This is a genomic window from Weizmannia sp. FSL K6-0777 (assembly GCF_038593185.1).
Taxonomy (GTDB): Bacteria; Bacillota; Bacilli; order Bacillales; family Bacillaceae_C; genus Weizmannia; species Weizmannia faecalis.
Window position 1 is genome coordinate 2,369,957 of the sequence record NZ_CP151971.1, and the last position, 20,216, is coordinate 2,390,172.

The 20,216-nt window shown below is 49.9% G+C and carries 11 protein-coding genes, 20 tRNA genes and 3 rRNA genes; 2 read left to right on the forward strand and 32 right to left on the reverse strand.

What is annotated here, in order from left to right; translation table 11 throughout:
* Window positions 1-354: 354 nt before the first annotated feature.
* From menB to NST70_RS11335, 4 genes are read right to left on the reverse strand one after another with little or no spacing between them, the layout of a single operon-like run.
* The gene (gene menB, locus NST70_RS11320; RefSeq protein ID WP_026684902.1) at window positions 355-1,173 is read right to left on the reverse strand and encodes a 1,4-dihydroxy-2-naphthoyl-CoA synthase; all 819 of its coding nucleotides are present in this window, start codon (window positions 1,171-1,173) and stop codon (window positions 355-357) included.
* 39 nt (window positions 1,174-1,212) lie between these two features.
* Entirely contained in the window at window positions 1,213-2,016 is an 804-nt protein-coding gene (gene menH / locus NST70_RS11325) for a 2-succinyl-6-hydroxy-2,4-cyclohexadiene-1-carboxylate synthase (protein ID WP_326244437.1), read from the reverse strand.
* On the reverse strand, window positions 2,013-3,758 hold the full coding sequence (menD, locus tag NST70_RS11330) for a 2-succinyl-5-enolpyruvyl-6-hydroxy-3-cyclohexene-1-carboxylic-acid synthase (protein WP_035183995.1): 1,746 nt from the start codon (window positions 3,756-3,758) through the stop codon (window positions 2,013-2,015). Before menD ends, menH begins: the two co-directional genes overlap by 4 nt.
* 1 nt (window position 3,759) lies before the next feature.
* Window positions 3,760-5,112 carry an isochorismate synthase gene (locus tag NST70_RS11335; RefSeq protein WP_235430866.1) on the reverse strand — a complete coding sequence of 451 codons (1,353 nt, stop codon included), beginning with the start codon at window positions 5,110-5,112 and terminating at the stop codon, window positions 3,760-3,762.
* Window positions 5,113-5,356: 244 nt separating this feature from the next.
* Between NST70_RS11335 and NST70_RS11340 the strand changes: the two genes are divergently transcribed.
* Window positions 5,357-6,280 (forward strand): 1,4-dihydroxy-2-naphthoate polyprenyltransferase, encoded by a 924-nt coding sequence (locus NST70_RS11340; protein WP_035183998.1) that lies wholly within the window; start codon window positions 5,357-5,359, stop codon window positions 6,278-6,280.
* Window positions 6,281-6,444: 164 nt separating this feature from the next.
* Here NST70_RS11340 and NST70_RS11345 read toward each other — a convergent pair.
* The 25 genes from NST70_RS11345 to NST70_RS11465 form a co-directional block, all read right to left on the reverse strand.
* A tRNA-Glu gene (locus NST70_RS11345) sits at window positions 6,445-6,516 on the reverse strand.
* Window positions 6,517-6,521: 5 nt separating this feature from the next.
* Window positions 6,522-6,613: transfer RNA gene (locus NST70_RS11350), tRNA-Ser, on the reverse strand.
* A 3-nt stretch (window positions 6,614-6,616) separates the two neighbouring features.
* A tRNA-Asn gene (locus tag NST70_RS11355) sits at window positions 6,617-6,691 on the reverse strand.
* Window positions 6,692-6,696: 5 nt separating this feature from the next.
* Window positions 6,697-6,770: transfer RNA gene (locus NST70_RS11360), tRNA-Ile, on the reverse strand.
* Window positions 6,771-6,774: 4 nt separating this feature from the next.
* Window positions 6,775-6,848, reverse strand: a tRNA-Gly gene (locus tag NST70_RS11365).
* Window positions 6,849-6,855: 7 nt separating this feature from the next.
* Window positions 6,856-6,928, reverse strand: a tRNA-His gene (locus tag NST70_RS11370).
* 23 nt (window positions 6,929-6,951) lie between these two features.
* Window positions 6,952-7,027 (reverse strand) — tRNA-Phe (locus NST70_RS11375).
* Window positions 7,028-7,035: 8 nt separating this feature from the next.
* Window positions 7,036-7,108, reverse strand: a tRNA-Asp gene (locus NST70_RS11380).
* A gap of 2 nt (window positions 7,109-7,110) precedes the next feature.
* Window positions 7,111-7,184: transfer RNA gene (locus NST70_RS11385), tRNA-Met, on the reverse strand.
* Between the two features lie 17 nt (window positions 7,185-7,201).
* Window positions 7,202-7,294 (reverse strand) — tRNA-Ser (locus tag NST70_RS11390).
* An 18-nt stretch (window positions 7,295-7,312) separates the two neighbouring features.
* A tRNA-Ile gene (locus tag NST70_RS11395) sits at window positions 7,313-7,389 on the reverse strand.
* A gap of 15 nt (window positions 7,390-7,404) precedes the next feature.
* Window positions 7,405-7,478: transfer RNA gene (locus NST70_RS11400), tRNA-Met, on the reverse strand.
* A 24-nt stretch (window positions 7,479-7,502) separates the two neighbouring features.
* Window positions 7,503-7,578: transfer RNA gene (locus NST70_RS11405), tRNA-Ala, on the reverse strand.
* A 13-nt stretch (window positions 7,579-7,591) separates the two neighbouring features.
* Window positions 7,592-7,668, reverse strand: a tRNA-Pro gene (locus tag NST70_RS11410).
* 13 nt (window positions 7,669-7,681) lie between these two features.
* A tRNA-Arg gene (locus NST70_RS11415) sits at window positions 7,682-7,755 on the reverse strand.
* 17 nt (window positions 7,756-7,772) lie between these two features.
* Window positions 7,773-7,858 (reverse strand) — tRNA-Leu (locus NST70_RS11420).
* Between the two features lie 9 nt (window positions 7,859-7,867).
* Window positions 7,868-7,942 (reverse strand) — tRNA-Gly (locus NST70_RS11425).
* Between the two features lie 16 nt (window positions 7,943-7,958).
* Window positions 7,959-8,040, reverse strand: a tRNA-Leu gene (locus tag NST70_RS11430).
* 12 nt (window positions 8,041-8,052) lie between these two features.
* Window positions 8,053-8,128 (reverse strand) — tRNA-Lys (locus NST70_RS11435).
* 171 nt (window positions 8,129-8,299) lie between these two features.
* Window positions 8,300-8,372, reverse strand: a tRNA-Val gene (locus tag NST70_RS11440).
* A gap of 8 nt (window positions 8,373-8,380) precedes the next feature.
* A 5S ribosomal RNA gene (gene rrf / locus NST70_RS11445) occupies window positions 8,381-8,496 on the reverse strand.
* A gap of 361 nt (window positions 8,497-8,857) precedes the next feature.
* Window positions 8,858-11,790: ribosomal RNA gene (locus tag NST70_RS11450) — 23S ribosomal RNA — on the reverse strand.
* A 319-nt stretch (window positions 11,791-12,109) separates the two neighbouring features.
* Window positions 12,110-13,663: ribosomal RNA gene (locus NST70_RS11455) — 16S ribosomal RNA — on the reverse strand.
* The 16S, 23S and 5S rRNA genes sit together here with 20 tRNA genes alongside, the layout of an rRNA operon.
* Window positions 13,664-13,951: 288 nt before the next feature.
* Complete coding sequence (locus tag NST70_RS11460; protein ID WP_342475099.1) at window positions 13,952-14,131, reverse strand: hypothetical protein; 180 nt, start codon at window positions 14,129-14,131, stop codon at window positions 13,952-13,954.
* A 357-nt stretch (window positions 14,132-14,488) separates the two neighbouring features.
* The gene (locus NST70_RS11465; protein ID WP_342475100.1) at window positions 14,489-15,394 is read right to left on the reverse strand and encodes a DMT family transporter; all 906 of its coding nucleotides are present in this window, start codon (window positions 15,392-15,394) and stop codon (window positions 14,489-14,491) included.
* A 90-nt stretch (window positions 15,395-15,484) separates the two neighbouring features.
* On the opposite strand from NST70_RS11465, the gene NST70_RS11470 reads away from it, so the two are divergent.
* Window positions 15,485-16,174, forward strand: coding sequence for an MgtC/SapB family protein (locus tag NST70_RS11470; protein WP_029142729.1), 690 nt, complete (start codon window positions 15,485-15,487; stop codon window positions 16,172-16,174).
* A 135-nt stretch (window positions 16,175-16,309) separates the two neighbouring features.
* Here the strand turns inward: NST70_RS11470 and NST70_RS11475 are convergent, their stop codons facing one another.
* The 3 genes from NST70_RS11475 to NST70_RS11485 form a co-directional block, all read right to left on the reverse strand.
* Window positions 16,310-17,377 (reverse strand): DUF1646 family protein, encoded by a 1,068-nt coding sequence (locus NST70_RS11475; protein ID WP_315958589.1) that lies wholly within the window; start codon window positions 17,375-17,377, stop codon window positions 16,310-16,312.
* A gap of 659 nt (window positions 17,378-18,036) precedes the next feature.
* Complete coding sequence (locus NST70_RS11480; RefSeq protein ID WP_014096192.1) at window positions 18,037-18,837, reverse strand: AAA family ATPase; 801 nt, start codon at window positions 18,835-18,837, stop codon at window positions 18,037-18,039.
* Entirely contained in the window at window positions 18,830-20,182 is a 1,353-nt protein-coding gene (locus NST70_RS11485) for a DDE-type integrase/transposase/recombinase (RefSeq protein WP_014096191.1), read from the reverse strand. The genes NST70_RS11480 and NST70_RS11485 overlap by 8 nt, the downstream gene beginning before the upstream one ends.
* Window positions 20,183-20,216: the final 34 nt, after the last annotated feature.

Sequence of the window (20,216 nt, forward strand, 5' to 3'; positions counted from 1 at the left end):
CGTTTCTACCTGAATTGTCCTTTTGAACCCTTCTAAAGGACATTTTGCTTTTTGTCTCTCCCTGAATTGTCCTTTTGGAACACGCTAAAAGACAATTTGACCTTTGTCAGTTGCCGAAATGTCCTTTTGAATCCCTGTAAAAGACAATTTGCTCTTCGGCTTTCCCTAAATTGTCCTTTTGAACCTCTCTAAAGGACAATTTGCACTTTGTCATTAGTCAAAACGTCTTTTTGAACCACGCTAAGGAACATCTCAGCCACTTGCAGAATTGCCTTTTTGAATCATGGACCACATAGCAAAAATTTCCCCGTGAAAAAATTCAGGCTGCCTCAGTTGAGACAGCCCATTTTCCAATCACGGGAAACGCGGGAATTGACCGAAGTCCGGTTTGCGTTTTTCCTTGAATGCATCGCGGCCTTCTTTTGCTTCGTCCGTTGTGTAATACAAAAGGGTTGCATCGCCCGCAAATTGCTGGAGGCCGGCAAGCCCGTCCGTATCAGCATTAAACGCGGCTTTCAGGAAACGGATCGCCATTGGGCTTTTCTCAAGGATTTCCTCCGCCCATTTGATCGTTTCTTCTTCCAATTTTTCGTACGGCACGACTGCGTTGACAAGCCCCATTTCTAACGCTTCCTGCGCATTGTACTGGCGACACAGATACCAGATTTCACGCGCTTTTTTATGACCGACGATCCTTGCAAGATAACCTGCGCCATAACCACCGTCGAAGCTGCCAACTTTAGGACCGGTCTGGCCGAAAATGGCATTGTCGGCCGCAATCGTCAAATCACAAACCACATGCAGCACATGCCCGCCGCCGATCGCATAGCCTGCTACCATGGCGATGACCGGTTTCGGGATCACACGGATCAAATGCTGCAGATCAAGCACGTTCAGGCGCGGAATATTGTCGCTGCCAACATAACCGCCATTGCCGCGCACTTTTTGGTCGCCACCGGAACAAAATGCCTTTTCCCCCATACCGGTTAAAATAATGACCCCGATATTGGCGTCATCGCGCGCCCGGGAAAACGCATCATACATCTCGGTTACCGTTTCCGGCCGGAAAGCATTGCGCACATGGGGACGGTTAATCGTAATCTTGGCAATGCCATTATAGGATTCGTATAAAATATCTTCATACTCATGCTCAGTCTTCCATTCAACTGCCATGATGATTCCTCCTTTTTATGTACATTTTATGACAATTTATCAACAATTTTTTAAAAATCCCTTTATCATTGTACCAAACTTTTTCGGATCTTCCACATGAATTGCATGGCCGGCATGCGAAAAAATGATTTTTTTGGCATGCGGGAGCTGCTCCTCCATCTCTCCGGCAATCCGGCAAAACTTGGCATCCCATTCGCCAGCTGCAAGTAAGACGGGGAAATGAAGTTCAGAAAGTCTTCCCCACCATGATGGCTGCGCGCCTGTCCCCATGCCGCGGAGGCTGTTCGCCAAACCAGCCGGGTCATTTTCGAGGCGCTGTTTGCGAATTTTTTCTCTTACTTCAGCCGGCAGCTGTTTTTGTGATGCAAACAGCGGTAGATTTTCCCAATGGCTGACAAATGCTTCCATGCCTCCGGTCAAAATCCGTTCCGCCAGCTGTTCATCCCGTTCTCGCCGCGCCAGCCGTTCCGCTTCCGTTTTCAAACCGGGAGACGCGCTTTCCAGTACAAGTTTGTCCACCATTTGCGGGTACTGGACGGCAAACGTAAGCGCCAGCCTCCCGCCCATCGAATAGCCGAGAACAGACGCCCGCCGGATGCCAAGCGCCAGAAGCACCGCACGCAAATCAGCGGCGGCTTTTGTAATGTCATAGCGGCCGGGATCATCTGGTTTTTCGGTTTTGCCGTGGCCGATGATATCCACCACAATGCAGCGGAATTCGTCCCGAAGTATGGAAACCGTATCATTCCAGGTATTACCATTTCCTGTAAAACCGTGAAGCAACAGCAACGGTTCCCCGTCACCCGCCGTTTCTACATGATATTCCAATCCGTTAATTCTCATTGTTGCTCACCTTGAAAATAACGTTCCATTTCCCGGGAAACTTGTGACCAGATTTTCCGGTGGGTTTCGACATTTTTCGCCCGGTTTGTCCGCACTTCAATCACCTGTAGCCCGCCTTTATATTCGGAAAGCGCCGCCCGGAATTGATCCCAGTTTTGCGGCTGGATGTAGCTCCCGCCATACATTTTAACCGCATATTCAAACGCGAGGTCCGTCGGCGTGCCGAACAGCTGCTCAAATTTTTCCGGTTCATCCGCCTGGGGCAGGAAAGAAAAAATGCCCCCACCATTATTATTGATCAAAATCACACAAAGATTGAGCTTATGCATTTTCGTCATCAGCAGGCCGTTTAAATCATGGAAAAAGGACAAGTCGCCGATCAGCAAAAAGGCTTTGCCGCATCCCGCGCTCACGCCGGTTGCACTGGACACAACGCCGTCAATGCCGTTCGCGCCCCGGTTTGCCAGAATGCGGATCTTTTTATCTGTTGCCTGAAAAAATGTATCGACATCCCGGATCGGCATGCTGTTGCCGACAAAAAGGGTGCTGCCATCCGGCAAAGCAGCAGCAAGTTCGGTTACCGTTTTTCCTTCATCAAAGGTTTTTTCCACCTCCAGCGAAGCCGTAACAATCTGCCGCGCCTGTTGATTCAATTTTTCCCACATGGTGAACCATTCCGAAACCGGGTTCATTACAATTATATTTGACAATTTTTTACAGAAATCAATTTCATCCGAATAAACAACCGTTGTCCCCCGCTTCACGGGATCGCGCCAGCCGTTTCCGCCGTCAACGATATAATGGGCAGCTGTTTTTACTTTTTTTAGCAATAGGGTCAGCGGTTTGGAAACGGGCATGGCACCGAAGCGAATCACAACATTCGGTGCAAGGCGGCCGGCCCATTTCGGATCTTTTAGTAAGGAATCATAATTTTCAATGATCCTTTCTTTCCCGTGCCGGCCGCTTCGCAGTTGTGACAGTGGATCGGCCAGCACCGGGTAACCCGTTTTTTCGCTGAGCGCCACAACCGCCTCCGCAAAGCCGGGAATATCAATCGGCCCGCAAATGATCAGGCCGCGGTCCTTTTCCCGGATCTCTTTTGCCACAATTTCAACCGTTTCTTCTGAAAGTCGCAGGGTGCCGGAAAAATTTTCAATGGCCGGCACCGGTACTTCGCCGGCAAAAGGAGACGGCTTAAGAACCGGAACAAGCGGCTCGCGCAACGGAAAATTAAGATGCACGGGACCCGCTGGCTGCTGAAGCGCCGTCACAACTGCCCTGGCCGCCGTCTGCCGAACAAATTGAAGCACTTCTTCTTCTGCTTCCGGAAGCGGCATCTCCTCAAACCATTTGACATGGGTGCCGTACAGCCGGATCTGGTCAATGGCCTGCGGGGCACCGACATTGCGCAGTTCATGCGGCCGGTCTGCCGTCAGCACAATAAGCGGCACGCGTGAAATATTGGCTTCCGCAACCGCCGGATAATAGTTGGCGGCAGCTGTGCCAGACGTACATAAAAGCACAACCGGTTTGCGTTTTTCTTTTGCAAGCCCGAGCGCAAAAAAAGCGGCTGACCGTTCATCAATATCCATGTAAATTTGAAAATCCGGATGTTCCGCTAACAACATCGCAATCGGCGTCGACCTTGACCCGGGGCTTACCACCGCATAGCGGATCCCCATCGCGGACAACTGCCGGATAAAAGCTGCCAAATAAGTTGTCATGATCTCCTGGTGTTCCACTCTATTTGCCTCCTAAAGCGCGCAGCATCGGGGTAAATTTGACGCTTGTTTCTTTATATTCTTCTTCAGGTTCCGATTCCTTGACGACACCGCATCCGGCATAAAGGGATGCACGATCCTCCTTTAACAGCCCGGAGCGGATGCCGACGCAAAATTCGCCGCTTCCCCTGTAATCCACCCAGCCGATCGGCGCGCCGTATAAACCGCGGTCCATTTTTTCAAGAAGCCGGATTGCTTCCATGGCCGGCTGCCGCGGAATACCGCCAAGTGCTGGCGTCGGATGGAGCGCTTTGACCAATTGAAAAAGGGTGGTGTCCTTGTCCTTCACTGTCCCGGTAACCGGGGTGTAAAGATGCTGGATATCGCGCATCCGCATCAACACAGGCTCATCCGGCACATTCAGCCCGTTGCAAAAAGGTTCAAGCACCTGCCGAATCATGGATACGACAAAACCATGCTCGCTTAAATTTTTCTGATCCGAAAGCAGCGCTTTTCCAAGTTCCAAATCCTCCGCCTCATTGCGGCCGCGTTTGATCGAACCGGCAAGACACGTCGATAAAATATGCCGGCCCGTTTTTTTCACCAGCCTTTCCGGCGAAGCCCCGATAAAACTTTCACTGCCTTCTTCCAGCACAAATAAATAGCTGTCATGCTGCTGGACGGAAAGCGCCGCAAGCACCGCATCCGGGCTCACCACACCGTCAAAAGCAAGTTCCAGTTTTCTTGCCAGGACAACTTTGTCCATTCTCCCTTCCCGGATAAACTCCACGGCTGTTGCGACACTTTTTTTCCATTCGTCCGAACCGATTTCCTTTACAGCTTTTAAAAGCGGAAGTGCAGGGAAAGCTGTACTGCCGTTTAAAAGGCTTCGTACGGTTTCCTCCGCTTCCTGCACGCTCTCTGTTCCGCCGCATCCATTTACCGTGAGAAAGACGGCATCTTTTTTAAAAGTGAAAAGAATTTGCGGCACGCGGAAAATGCCTTGACCAAATGTTTTCCATTCCTGCTTTGCAACCGTCCCGTCAAACGCAAAACCGCCGAAAAGCACAGGCCCTGTTCCCGTTTCACCGGTTCCCGAATAAACTTCGCCCGCCCCCTTCAAATTTCGCCATTCGTCTTCCATTTGGGCAAAACCGTCAGAGGCTGTGACCGTACATGACCATACGCAGCCAAAACCGACAAATACGGTTTCGCGATCGGCATCCTGCCAGAAAAACCGGCTGCCGTAAAAATGCGCGGCACCCGCTGTAAAAAGGCGGAGCGGATCCGGTGCAGTGCGGCATTTTATGACTTTGCTTACCAGTTTTAATGCCGGCGCCGTTTTTTCTTTCATTAATATATCCTCATTAGCCAAAAGATCTCCTCCAAACCTCTCTTACTTTTTGCCGGGCCATCTATCACAGTTTTCATATGAAAACTTAACATTTTTATGAACATACCTCATCTATTATATAAAATTTGCCGGTTAAATTCAGCAAAACGGCTTAAAATAAGATTGCCAACCAAATACATTGACACATGGGCCTGATTTCCCTAAACTTTAAATGTACTAATTTCGCCATATTTATATAAGAATAGCATAAAAGGAGAGTAAGAAGATGAATGCGCAATCTTCTCCAGCAATCGGCCCTGACAAAGGCTGGCGGATCTGGTGGCAATTAACACGGCCCCATACTTTAACGGCCGGTTTTGTGCCTGTCATTCTCGGGACAGTACTGGCTTTGGGCATTGCCCGCATCAATCTGCTGCTGTTTGCTGCAATGCTGGTTGCAACCCTGTTAATTCAGGCAGCAACCAATATGTTTAATGAATATTACGATTACAAACGCGGCCTTGATACCGAGCATTCCGTCGGGATCGGCGGGGCAATTGTCAGAAACGGCATCAAACCGAAAACGGTGCTCCACCTCGCCTTTGCTTTTTTCGGTGCAGCCATGCTGATCGGCGTTTACATTTGCTCGCAAAGTTCCTGGTGGATTGCTGTAATCGGCACTGTCTGCATGCTTGTTGCTTATCTTTACACTGCAGGGCCTTTTCCAATTTCATCAACGCCGCTTGGCGAACTGATTTCCGGCTTTTTTATGGGTGTAATTATTATATTAATATCGTTTTTTATCCAGACAAAAACGATCACATGGCCGATTGTATTTATTTCGATTCCGATTATGATTTTAATCGGTGCCATTATGCTGTCGAATAATATCCGCGATCTGGACGGCGATAAAGCAAATGGCAGAAAAACGATCGCCATTCTGCTCGGCCGGAAAGGAGCCATCCTGCTTCTGGCCGCAATGTTTGCCCTTTCCTATCTCTGGATGGCCGGGCTCGTTTTGTTCGGTGTTGTAACCCCGTGGGTATTGCTCGTTTTCGTCAGCACACCGAAACCGGTCCGGGCCATTAAAGGCTTTATTGGAAAAAGTGAACCGTTGCAAATGCTGCCTGCCATGAAAGCAACCGCACAGACAAACACCATTTTCGGGGTGCTTTTATCCATCAGCTTTTTGATCGATCATTTTATTTAAAAACAAACGGCGGAGTGTAACACTCCGCCGTTTGTTTTTGCGTTTTTTCTATCATACTTTACCGGACCCGTAGCCTGGGTGAAGTCCTGAAGAGGTTTGCAGAAGTGAAAAAACGCGCAAAAAAAGCTACTCCGGCAGTTTCCGGAACAGCTTCGTGACCAGTATGACCCGTACGGGATTCGAACCCGTGTTACCGCCGTGAAAGGGCGGTGTCTTAACCGCTTGACCAACGGGCCAAAAATGGCGGAGAAGGAGGGATTTGAACCCTCGCGCCGCTAATCGCGACCTACACCCTTAGCAGGGGCGCCTCTTCAGCCACTTGAGTACTTCTCCATATGGCTCCGCAGGTAGGATTCGAACCTACGACCGATCGGTTAACAGCCGATTGCTCTACCACTGAGCTACTGCGGAATATATGGGCCTAAATGGACTTGAACCATCGACCTCACGCTTATCAGGCGTGCGCTCTAACCAGCTGAGCTATAGGCCCAAAGTGGAGCGGGTGATGGGAATCGAACCCACGACAACAGCTTGGAAGGCTGTGGTTTTACCACTAAACTACACCCGCAGCAAAGGGCGGATGATGGGAATCGAACCCATGAATGCCGGAGCCACAATCCGGTGCGTTAACCACTTCGCCACAACCGCCATATATTTTTCATTGAAACCAATGGTGGCTCGGGACGGAATCGAACCGCCGACACAAGGATTTTCAGTCCTTTGCTCTACCGACTGAGCTACCGAGCCAAAACAAGCGGTCCCGACGGGAATCGAACCCGCGATCTCCTGCGTGACAGGCAGGCGTGATAACCGCTACACCACGGGACCAATTGCGGGGGCAGGATTTGAACCTGCGACCTTCGGGTTATGAGCCCGACGAGCTACCAGACTGCTCCACCCCGCGATGATAAAATAATGAAATGGCGGAGGAAGAGGGATTCGAACCCCCGCGCGGTGTAACCCGCCTGTCGGTTTTCAAGACCGATCCCTTCAGCCAGACTTGGGTATTCCTCCGTATGAAAAAATAAAAAATGGTGGACCTTGTAGGACTCGAACCTACGACCGGACGGTTATGAGCCGTCTGCTCTAACCAGCTGAGCTAAAGGTCCGATATATACAAAATATAGCGGCGGAGGGGATCGAACCCCCGACCTCACGGGTATGAACCGTACGCTCTAGCCAGCTGAGCTACGCCGCCGTTATTTGACTCTGTTTGGTGGATTGGTGGAGCCTAGCGGGATCGAACCGCTGACCTCCTGCGTGCAAAGCAGGCGCTCTCCCAGCTGAGCTAAGGCCCCGTTATGATCTTCATGGTCGGGAAGACAGGATTTGAACCTGCGACCCCATGGTCCCTAACCATGTGCTCTGCCAAGCTGAGCTACTTCCCGAAACAGGAATAAGCGCGCCCAAGAGGAGTCGAACCCCTAACCTTTTGATCCGTAGTCAAACGCTCTATCCAATTGAGCTATGGGCGCATTTGTCATGGTACTGATGCCGAGGACCGGAGTCGAACCGGTACGGTAGTCACCTACCGCAGGATTTTAAGTCCTGTGCGTCTGCCAATTCCGCCACCCCGGCGGGATAAAATGGAGCGGAAGACGGGATTCGAACCCGCGACCCCCACCTTGGCAAGGTGATGTTCTACCACTGAACTACTTCCGCATATCGTGCTAAACAGTGCGGGTGAAGGGAGTCGAACCCCCACGCCTTGCGGCGCCAGATCCTAAGTCTGGTGCGTCTGCCAATTCCGCCACACCCGCGGATAAGATAAATGGTGAGCCATGCAGGATTCGAACCTGCGACCCTCTGATTAAAAGTCAGATGCTCTACCAACTGAGCTAATGGCTCATATTCCGATAACGACATTACTTGTCACAAAGAAAATTATACTATATTGGGTTAAATATGTACATATCTATTTTCTTTCAGGATTCCCGCAAGTATGGTGCCGGTCACAAGGCAGTATCCCCGGCCTCCCGATAGAAAGCCGGTTGCCCCTGAACCGGGATGGCATAAAAATGGAGGATGACGGGATCGAACCGCCGACCCTCTGCTTGTAAGGCAGACGCTCTCCCAGCTGAGCTAATCCTCCGTATTATGGCCCGGCAACGTCCTACTCTCGCAGGAGGAAACCCCCAACTACCATCGGCGCTGGAAAGCTTAACTTCCGAGTTCGGGATGTGTTCGGGTGTGTCCTTTCCGCCATCATCACCGGACCTGTATTTTATTTGGGATGTGTTCCCTGAAAACCGGATGGGAGAAAAAACTGTAAACGGAGAATAGCTTTAAAAATTGTCCAGCTCCGGTGCCTAGCCCCTCGAGGTCGAATAACCTGCCCGCCACGGAGCCAAAAGACGGCTCCATGCCGGTCAGAACATTCGCTTGTCGGGGCTAAACAAGGCACCTCCGCTTTTCTATTGTCCAGTTCCGGGCGCTATCGGCTAGTGAACTTCCCGTCCCCCTTTCCTACGATAAGCGGGCATCGACTCGCCTTTTAAGGCTCGTCGTGTTTCCTTTATCTCAGGCGGGGGCCTTGAAGTTCATACGCCGATGAGCGAGCGCCCTTCACTTTTCTATTTGGTTAAGTCCTCGATCGATTAGTATCCGTCAGCTGCACGCGTCGCCGCGCTTCCACCCCGGACCTATCAACCTGATCATCTTTCAGGGATCTTACCAGTATAAACTGTGGGAAATCTCATCTTGAGGGGGGCTTCATGCTTAGATGCTTTCAGCACTTATCCCTTCCGCACATAGCTACCCAGCGATGCCTTTGGCAAGACAACTGGTACACCAGCGGTGCGTCCATCCCGGTCCTCTCGTACTAAGGACAGCTCCTCTCAAATTTCCTGCGCCCGCGACGGATAGGGACCGAACTGTCTCACGACGTTCTGAACCCAGCTCGCGTACCGCTTTAATGGGCGAACAGCCCAACCCTTGGGACCGACTACAGCCCCAGGATGCGATGAGCCGACATCGAGGTGCCAAACCTCCCCGTCGATGTGGACTCTTGGGGGAGATCAGCCTGTTATCCCCAGGGTAGCTTTTATCCGTTGAGCGATGGCCCTTCCATGCGGAACCACCGGATCACTAAGCCCGACTTTCGTCCCTGCCCGACTTGTAAGTCTCGCAGTCAAGCTCCCTTATGCCTTTACACTCTGCGAATGATTTCCAACCATTCTGAGGGAACCTTTGGGCGCCTCCGTTACCTTTTAGGAGGCGACCGCCCCAGTCAAACTGCCTGCCTGACACTGTCTCCCACCCCGGTAAGGGGTGCGGGTTAGAATTTCAATACAGCCAGGGTAGTATCCCACCGATGCCTCCGCCGAAGCTGGCGCTCCGGTTTCCAAGGCTCCTACCTATCCTGTACAAGCTGTACCAAAATTCAATATCAGGCTGCAGTAAAGCTCCATGGGGTCTTTCCGTCCTGTCGCGGGTAACCTGCATCTTCACAGGTACTATAATTTCACCGAGTCTCTCGTTGAGACAGTGCCCAGATCGTTACACCTTTCGTGCGGGTCAGAACTTACCTGACAAGGAATTTCGCTACCTTAGGACCGTTATAGTTACGGCCGCCGTTTACTGGGGCTTCAGTTCAGAGCTTCGCCTTACGGCTAACCCCTCTCCTTAACCTTCCAGCACCGGGCAGGTGTCAGCCCCTATACTTCGCCTTGCGGCTTCGCAGAGACCTGTGTTTTTGCTAAACAGTCGCCTGGGCCTATTCACTGCGGCTTCCCGGGGCATACACCCCAAAAAGCACCCCTTCTCCCGAAGTTACGGGGTCATTTTGCCGAGTTCCTTAACGAGAGTTCTCTCGCTCACCTTAGGATTCTCTCCTCGCCTACCTGTGTCGGTTTGCGGTACGGGCGCCTTTCACCTCACTAGAGGCTTTTCTTGGCAGTGTGGAATCAGGAACTTCGGTACTAAAATTTCCCTCGCCATCACAGCTCCGCCTTGGCGCGAAGGATTTGCCTCCGCACCGGCCTAACTGCTTGGACGCGATCAACCAGTGTCGCGCTTGCCCTATCCTCCTGCGTCCCCCCATCGTTCAAACGGTGAAGAGGCGGTACAGGAATATCAACCTGTTGTCCATCGCCTACGCCTTTCGGCCTCGGCTTAGGCCCCGACTAACCCTGAGCGGACGAGCCTTCCTCAGGAAACCTTAGGCATTCGGTGGAAGGGATTCTCACCCTTCTTTCGCTACTCATACCGGCATTCTCACTTCTAAGCGCTCCACCGGTCCTTCCGGTCCGGCTTCAACGCCCTTAGAACGCTCTCCTACCACGGACACCAAACGGTGTCCATCCGCAGCTTCGGTGATACGTTTAGCCCCGGTACATTTTCGGCGCAGCGTCACTCGACCAGTGAGCTATTACGCACTCTTTGAATGATGGCTGCTTCTAAGCCAACATCCTGGTTGTCTAAGCAACGCCACATCCTTTTCCACTTAACGTATACTTTGGGACCTTAGCTGGCGGTCTGGGCTGTTTCCCTTTCGACCATGGATCTTATCACTCACAGTCTGACTCCCAAGCATAAGTTTTTGGCATTCGGAGTTTGTCTGAATTCGGTAACCCGATGAGGGCCCCTCGTCCAAACAGTGCTCTACCTCCAAAACTCTTCGCTTGAGGCTAGCCCTAAAGCTATTTCGGAGAGAACCAGCTATCTCCAAGTTCGATTGGAATTTCTCCGCTACCCACACCTCATCCCCGCACTTTTCAACGTGCGTGGGTTCGGGCCTCCAGCAAGTGTTACCTTGCCTTCACCCTGGACATGGGTAGATCACCTGGTTTCGGGTCTGCGGCCTCATACTCTTTCGCCCTGTTCAGACTCGCTTTCGCTGCGGCTCCGCTTCTTCAGCTTAACCTTGCATGAGACCGTAACTCGCCGGTTCATTCTACAAAAGGCACGCCATCACCCGTTAACGGGCTCTGACTACTTGTAGGCACACGGTTTCAGGATCTCTTTCACTCCCCTCCCGGGGTGCTTTTCACCTTTCCCTCACGGTACTGGTTCACTATCGGTCACTAGGGAGTATTTAGCCTTGGGAGATGGTCCTCCCGGATTCCGGCGGGATTCCTCGTGTCCCGCCGTACTCAGGATCCACTCGGGAGAGAACGAAGTTTCAGTTACAGGGCTTTTACCTTCTCCGGCAGGCCTTTCCAGGCCGCTTCACTTACCCCGTTCTTTTGTAACTCCCATATGAGTGTCCTACAACCCCGGAAGGCAAGCCTTCCGGTTTGGGCTGTTTCCTGTTCGCTCGCCGCTACTTGGGAAATCGCAATTGCTTTCTCTTCCTCCGGGTACTGAGATGTTTCAGTTCCCCGGGTGTGCCCTTCCTGCCCTATGGATTCAGGCAGGAATCCTGTCCGATTAAAGACAGGGGGTTTCCCCATTCGGAAATCTCCGGATCAAAGCTTACGTACAGCTCCCCGGAGCATATCGGTGTTTGTACCGTCCTTCATCGGCTCCTAGTGCCAAGGCATCCGCCGTGCGCCCTTTCTAACTTAACCATAAAAGGTTTAAATCCAAAAATAAGCGATTCTCGATTTACTTGGTTTATTTCTCCTATCCGGTTTTCAAAGAACACATACTGAAGGATTGGACCTTCAAAACTGAACAAAACGAAAACGCCAAACTTAATTTCGGAAAACCGAAGGTTTTCCTTTTATGTCTAGCTCCGGGCGCTATCGGCTAGCGTATTTCTACGTCTTCTCCCTACGATAAGTCAACATCGATTCGCCTTTAAGGCTCATCATGTTTCCTTTATCTCAGTCGAAGACTTCGAAATCCGTACGCCGATGAACGAGCGCCCTACGCTTTTCCCCTTAGAAAGGAGGTGATCCAGCCGCACCTTCCGATACGGCTACCTTGTTACGACTTCACCCCAATCATCTGTCCCACCTTCGGCGGCTGGCTCCGTAAAGGTTACCTCACCGACTTCGGGTGTTACAAACTCTCGTGGTGTGACGGGCGGTGTGTACAAGGCCCGGGAACGTATTCACCGCGGCATGCTGATCCGCGATTACTAGCGATTCCGGCTTCATGCAGGCGGGTTGCAGCCTGCAATCCGAACTGGGAATGGTTTTCTGGGATTGGCTTAACCTCGCGGTCTCGCAGCCCTTTGTACCATCCATTGTAGCACGTGTGTAGCCCAGGTCATAAGGGGCATGATGATTTGACGTCATCCCCACCTTCCTCCGGTTTGTCACCGGCAGTCACCTTAGAGTGCCCAACTCAATGCTGGCAACTAAGGTCAAGGGTTGCGCTCGTTGCGGGACTTAACCCAACATCTCACGACACGAGCTGACGACAACCATGCACCACCTGTCACTCTGTCCCCCGAAGGGGAAGGCCCTGTCTCCAGGGAGGTCAGAGGATGTCAAGACCTGGTAAGGTTCTTCGCGTTGCTTCGAATTAAACCACATGCTCCACCGCTTGTGCGGGCCCCCGTCAATTCCTTTGAGTTTCAGCCTTGCGGCCGTACTCCCCAGGCGGAGTGCTTAATGCGTTAGCTGCAGCACTAAAGGGCGGAAACCCTCTAACACTTAGCACTCATCGTTTACGGCGTGGACTACCAGGGTATCTAATCCTGTTTGCTCCCCACGCTTTCGCGCCTCAGCGTCAGTTACAGACCAGAGAGCCGCCTTCGCCACTGGTGTTCCTCCACATCTCTACGCATTTCACCGCTACACGTGGAATTCCACTCTCCTCTTCTGCACTCAAGCCTCCCAGTTTCCAATGACCGCTTGCGGTTGAGCCGCAAGATTTCACATCAGACTTAAGAAGCCGCCTGCGCGCGCTTTACGCCCAATAATTCCGGACAACGCTTGCCACCTACGTATTACCGCGGCTGCTGGCACGTAGTTAGCCGTGGCTTTCTGGCCGGGTACCGTCAAGGCGCCGCCCTGTTCGAACGGCACTTGTTCTTCCCCGGCAACAGAGTTTTACGACCCGAAGGCCTTCTTCACTCACGCGGCGTTGCTCCGTCAGACTTTCGTCCATTGCGGAAGATTCCCTACTGCTGCCTCCCGTAGGAGTTTGGGCCGTGTCTCAGTCCCAATGTGGCCGATCACCCTCTCAGGTCGGCTACGCATCGTTGCCTTGGTGGGCCGTTACCCCGCCAACTAGCTAATGCGCCGCGGGCCCATCTGTAAGTGGCAGCCGAAGCCGCCTTTCCTTTTTCCTCCATGCGGAGAAAAAAACTATCCGGTATTAGCCCCGGTTTCCCGGCGTTATCCCAGTCTTACAGGCAGGTTGCCCACGTGTTACTCACCCGTCCGCCGCTAACCTTTTAAAAGCAAGCTTTTAAAAGGTCCGCACGACTTGCATGTATTAGGCACGCCGCCAGCGTTCGTCCTGAGCCAGGATCAAACTCTCAGTAAAGATGTTTGATAAAAGCTCAAAAAGAATTTGACATTTCGTTTTGTCCAGTTTTCAAGGAACAATCTGTGTCACATCTTTATGACTGCGACTTTTCTATTATATCAAATGCCAGACAGCTTGTCAACGTTATGTTGTTTGCTCGCTATCGGACGAGTATTAATATATCATGCCGTGAGCATTTGTGCAATAGTTTTTTTGAAATTCGCGGGCAAATTTTAAACCCGGCGCCTCCATTTCCTTTCTGTATAAAACAGGACAAACATACCATGCGGCTTTATCGATTTAGTTTTACCAATAACGGCCCTTTTCTTTTCCTGTGCGGAAAATCAACATACCCCAGGCAAGGATCACTAACAAGTTGTAAGCCTTAAGCCAGCGGGGGACAGGGCTAAGGATCATATTGGCAATGAAACCTGCCGCACTCAAAATTAAAAGGATCGCTAAAAAAATTTGGTTTTTCTTGCTCATTCTCCATCCTTTCCTCTCCGAAAGAGACTTGCAACCCCCGATTAAGACGCGGAACTTCTTTTTTTCGTTCTTGTTGCGCTGCTCCCTTTTTTCCATTCGCCTTCTTGATTGAATGCCAGAAATTCGCCAGCATCCATTGGGAATAATCGTTTGCCGGCCAAATCCCGGGGTGCACAAGTAAATCCCCAAAACAGCCTTTAGCTGCTGCAAGTGTATCAGTTGTAGGCCAAGTACCCGGCACGGTATACTATTTTTATATACAAAACTTTCTTGCGTTTTTGTGTTCTTCGCTTTATCACGGGGTGCACGAAGCGTTTCAACGCTCGCAAGTGCGGCGAAGTCTTAAGCGTTCCGGGGCTAACGGGCCGGTTCGCTTTTTTCATTCAGCCTGACAGCGCGGCGGTTTTCAGCATGATCCCGGGCCAAAAAATAGGCAATGCTCAGCAAAATGATGATCCCGCCAATTGCCTGGAACCAGGATATTTTTTCACCAAAAAGCAAATATGCCAAAATGGCTGCGCCTACCGGTTCAAATAAGATCGCGACAGAAACAACCGATGCACTGATCCATTTGATAACCCAGCTAAAAACAGAGTGCCCGGCAAGCGTTGGCAAAACGGCCAATAGGAGAAAACAGATCCAGTTGCGGGCGGAATACGGGTAAAAAGCTTCTCCTGCAAAAAGCACATAGAAAAACAGCACCACCGTTGATGCGAGGTAGACGATAAATGTGTATGGAACTACATCTGCCCTTTTCCGCACGTACTGGCCGATCATCATATAAGCTGTCACAAAAAGGCAGGAGACGAGCGCCAAAACATCGCCGTATAGCGCTTTTCCGCAGATGAAAAAATCGCCCCAGCTGATCAGGATGCTCCCGAAAATGGAAAATGCAGCACAAACAATCGCCTTAAGAGAGAGCGGTTCCCGGAAAATAAAATAGCTGCCGGCAAATGCAAAAACCGGCTGCAATGTCACAAGGACAGTCGAACTTGCAACCGATGTCAAATCCAGCGATTCAAACCATAAAATAAAATGGAAAGCGAGCAATGCCCCGGAACTGATGGAAAAGAGCAAATCTTTTTTCAGCATGCGCATTTTCGCTTTCTTTCTGGCTGCCAGAAAGATTGGCAGCATGATGATGGTGGTAAAGAATAACCGGTAAAAAGCAATCACACCGGCATCCGCCGTGCTGTATTTTACCAAAATGGCGGAGGATGTGACAGCAAGTACGCCCGCGATTAAAGCAATATAAGGATTCAAATTGCGAATTCTCCTTTTTTTGATTATTTACTTTTATTTTATAGCGCAGAAGCAGCATTGAACAGTATTTTTTACAAGGGGGGAAGCCGGATGGTTTTTGGGGATTTGGAAATTTTATATAAACTGGGAATTACAGCCGTGCTGGGGCTGATTATCGGGCTGGAAAGAGAATTAAAACGGAAACCGCTCGGACTGAAAACCAGCCTTGTCATCTCAATTATCAGTTGCCTCCTTACCATTGTTTCCATCCAGTCTGCCTATCTTTTCAACCATGCCCATAGTGTGCAGATTACAATGGACCCGCTCCGGCTTGCCGCACAAATCGTTTCCGGGATCGGTTTTCTCGGGGCAGGGGTGATTTTAAAAAAAGACAATGACACCATTACAGGCCTGACCACCGCCGCCATGATTTGGGGAGCGAGCGGCATCGGGATTGCTGTCGGGGCCGGTTTTTATATGGAGGCGATTGCCGGCGTCGTGCTCATTATCATCAGCGTGGAAATCATCCCTTATTTAATGGGCAAAGCAGCGCAAACAAAGTTGCGCAATAAAGACCTGATTATAAAAGTTATCGTCCGCAACAGGGATGCCATACCATGCGTCCTCGATGCGATTGAGAAGCAGCAAATTACAATTGAAAATATCCGGATCAAAGATTTAAAAGATCAAACCCATTTAGTCGATTTAAAGGCGCGGGCGAGCTACAAACATACAACGGTGGATGTATACCGCCATATTTCCGGCATGGATGAAGTTGCGGCTGCAGAAGTAGAGAGCTGAATTGAGCTTTTTACTGGGCAAAAACCGCTTGCTTTTCCCGGCCAGGCCCAAGGGTTCCGGATATTCAGCAGCAGCCGGATTTTCTCCATCTTTGCCCCTGCCGGCAAATAAGGACTTCGTTACGAAACCCTTATTTTAAACCAGGAAAAGGATGATCACAAAATAAACGACCATTGCTGCCAGGCCAAGCGGGAATGCAAAGCGCGCATATTCAAGGCTTGAGATTTTTAATTTTCCCGCGGCAATGATATTCGGAATATTCCCCGGCACAAGCATTCCGCCGCTTATCAGCAGGCCCATCAAAATATCTTGAATCGCCTTATCATTCATCGCCGGGCTGATTTCGGCTGCGGCAAGGGTGGCATTATCCAAAACAGCGGAAACCATATTGATCCAATACAGGACACGCGGGCTGAGATCCAGCAAATAGGCTTCAATAAATGGTTCAAATCCTGCCCCGAGCAAAGTGAGCGCCATTACAAACAAGTAAATCTTGAAACTGCGGATGACAATTTCCTTGTATGATTCTGAAGCAGTTTCAGCTTTTAACCCTCCATCCTCCGTGGTGGCCATGCCCGGTTCTTTTCCCGCCGCGGTTTCCATGGCGCTTGAATACTGCCCCGGTTTGACGATCAAAGCAGCCAGCACGCCGAAAACAATGACAGCCGGGATCACTGAAGTGCCGGTAAGTCTCAGCAAGTAAAAAAAGTCTGCATCCAGTTTGCTCACGACAATGGTGGAAAGCGGCTCCCCGATCGGCGTGAGCACAGCCCCGAGGCCAATGGCGAAACAGGCAAGGACAACCAAACGGACTTCCGTCTTCCGGTCAAGCCGCAAAAAACGGATGACCGCTACAAGAATGATGGCGGCAACAATGGCGGTGATGACGCTCGACAGCAAACCGAGTATGATGACAAAGAGCGCAATAAACAAACGAAACGGCATCGCATGGCTGATCCGCCTGATCCCTTTTTCGATCGGTTTCTCAAACCAGCGGAACAAAAGCCCCATCGCAAGCACAGCAATCGTGATATTGAGCGGGTGCAGTAGCGCTTCCTGCACAAGATGCCAGGAAAATGACCGGCTGACAATACAAGCTGCCACGCCCATTACGAACAAAAAGGCTTCCAGATTCCTTTCCACTATTTTTGTAAACGGCAGGCACAGGACCAATAACAAAATAACCGTCAATCCCATTACCATCAAACCACTCCCTTTCATTTTTTTCGGAAAGCAAAAAAGCCTGCCACCGCGGGACATACGTATCCCTTGGTGACAGGCTCCTCCTTTAAGACAATCTATTCCATTGTCAAAACCATTCGCGTTTCACGGTAATGCTCTATCTATGATAACATCTATCCCGCATTGGCGCAATGGTGTACATTCCATCAATTGCAAAAAAATTTGATCTTCTTTTATCTTAACGGATTGATGATACGAATGATTCATTTCCCAATCATTAGGGTTTGCTGAACGAATCCGATTTGCCAGCAAGCTTTGCCTCAATATTTAAAATTAGGCATCTGCGAAAATGCATGGTGATGCTGAATCAGCTTTCAAGTGCCTGCTTGTTTTTGTTCCACCGGCGCCGGTTCTTTCATAAAGAATACGGCTACGGCCATGGGGCATAAAAGTAAAATAGCCCCCGCTAAAACAGGATAGCTTAAATCGATATTCCCTAAAACTTGTGCACCAACATATCCCGCTAATAAGGTGTTACTGGCGCCCCAAAATGGCAGGAAATTGACGGTGTTATTTGTCCAGAAATTGACGGAATTGTTGTCAATTAAGGGGGAAGCCAGTTTGCGCTTTATTGTGGCTTCCCCTATGAGTTTAATACTTAAATTTAAATCATTGTCATTTCACGAAAGTTCCCCTTCAATCACACGTTTTACCATATGATCGTCAATGATTCGATGCCTGTTTTGTGCTCCGTAAAGTAGACAGTGGGTACAAATCTTGTTGATGATCCTTGCGGCTCCCCCGGAAAAACGATGGATTTCATCTAAAGCTACATCTGTGAAAATTTGCTCAGTTACTCCTGAATATTGTAAATGCATGGCAATATATTCTGCAGATTGAGCTCTGTCGTAATGCCCCAGTTTGAATTGAATATCAATCCTTTGGCGGATTGCTGTGAAGGATTGGAGGCGCAGGCGGTCCCATAATTCACTTTGTCCGACAAGAATCAGGCTCATAGGGCTTTGGGCATCCATTTTGAAGTTCAGCAGGAATCTGACTTCCTCCAACATTTCCCGATCAAGAAGATGGGCCTCGTCCACGACCACTACCGGCTGAACACCATGAATTCCTCTCATAAGCTCAATTTCCCGATGAAGCTGCCGTTTTGCATCGCCTCTATAAAATTTAGACTCGCACCCGAGTTGTTCCAACAACCCTTTGTAAAAATGCCGAGGCGTTAATTTGGAATCAGACAAGTACAGTACTTTATATTGTCCATCATCAAGCCGGTCAACAAATTTACGGATAGTCGTCGTTTTCCCAGTCCCACAATCGCCTGTTAAAACCGCGAATAACTGCCTTTCAGCCGTATATTTTAACCGCCCCAGTATTTCCTGCATCATAGGAGAATCATAAAGCTTTTCAGTCGGAATATCCCGTGAAAAAGGCGTATGAGTCATACCGTAGAAGGCTTCAAACATTCTCACCGTCCTCCTTCCATACAGCCCGGAAGGAGACGGCTGGTGTTTGTTCCATCTGTCGTTCCTGATACTTTTGTTCCGCAGCTTTTAATAATCTTGATGAATCGGCTTCCTGTGGCTGAAGATGATCAGGAAGGGGTGGCCTTTTCCCTGACCTTTCACCAATTTCAAGTTTATGAGCTTTCCATGGCGAATACCCTTCAAACTCAATGGTGAGTTCCTCCAGATCCGCAGGATCATAGATAACTTCGACTTTCTGCCCAATAAATGCCAGGCCTACTTCGTATTTTTGATCCATGAAACTGATACAGCCGGATTTATCTACCTTGCGTGTTTCGCAATGCAGGAATGCATCCGCCAACGTATCTGGCTCAATGAAACGAAGTGCTTTTCTGTCACTCCTAAATGCCGATCTTGGGCTTATCTTTTCCCCAAGCGCAGAATGCGGCTTCTCCTGATAACACTCTGTCAGCCAGACTTGAAACAGTTCATTTAACCGTTCTAATGTCTTCGGCTTTTCTAGTGAGACTTCCCCCAGAAAAGAATCAATGAGCCGGTTGAATTTTTCAACCTTGCCTTTGCTTTCTGGCGAAAATGGCTTCGCGTAAACCAGCCGGGTTCCAAGTTTTGAACAGGTTCTCCCCATCCATTTCGTCCTGTATTGTTTGCCATTATCAAAGTAAACGGCTTCGGGAGCACCATATTTTTGCACTGCTTGTCGAAAAGCATCCTCCACAATCCGGGAATCAAGTGTCGGATAAAATTCACCGTGTAAAACATACCTCGTCGCATCATCAATAATGGCGACCAAGTATACCTGCTTCTTGGCACCATTTGGGCCAATCGGTAAATACGGGCCATATTTGATATCAGACTGCCAAAGCTGATTCCGATGTCTTTTTTGAAACCTTCTGGCTGCCACTCCTGATTGCGAATAAAGCCTCATCTGCCTGGAACTGTATCCTCTCTCTGATAGCTTTTCCTGAAGGGTTGAACGTTTGATTTGCCCGGGTTCTGCAAGACCTTCCCATTCAAGTATCTGTATGATTTGTGAAACACTTCGGCTGGGGGCCTCTCTTCTAAGTAGAATGGCCTGTTCTATGATATGTGGCGGGACTGCCTCAGGCTTGGTTTGGGACTGCTTTCCTTTGGGCTTCAATCCTGAAAATCCTTCTTTTCGAAACTGCGTTAAATAACGCCTGATAGTCCTTTCAGAAAGGCCGGAGGCCTTACAAATTTGTTCCTTTAATTCCTTCGCTTTTCCGGCATCCAATCCATCCGCCAATAATGGAGAAATGAGTTGAAACCTTTGGGCTGCCATTTCATCTGCTTTCTTGTGATCCATTCATGATAGACTCCTTTCCTATTTATCTACCATG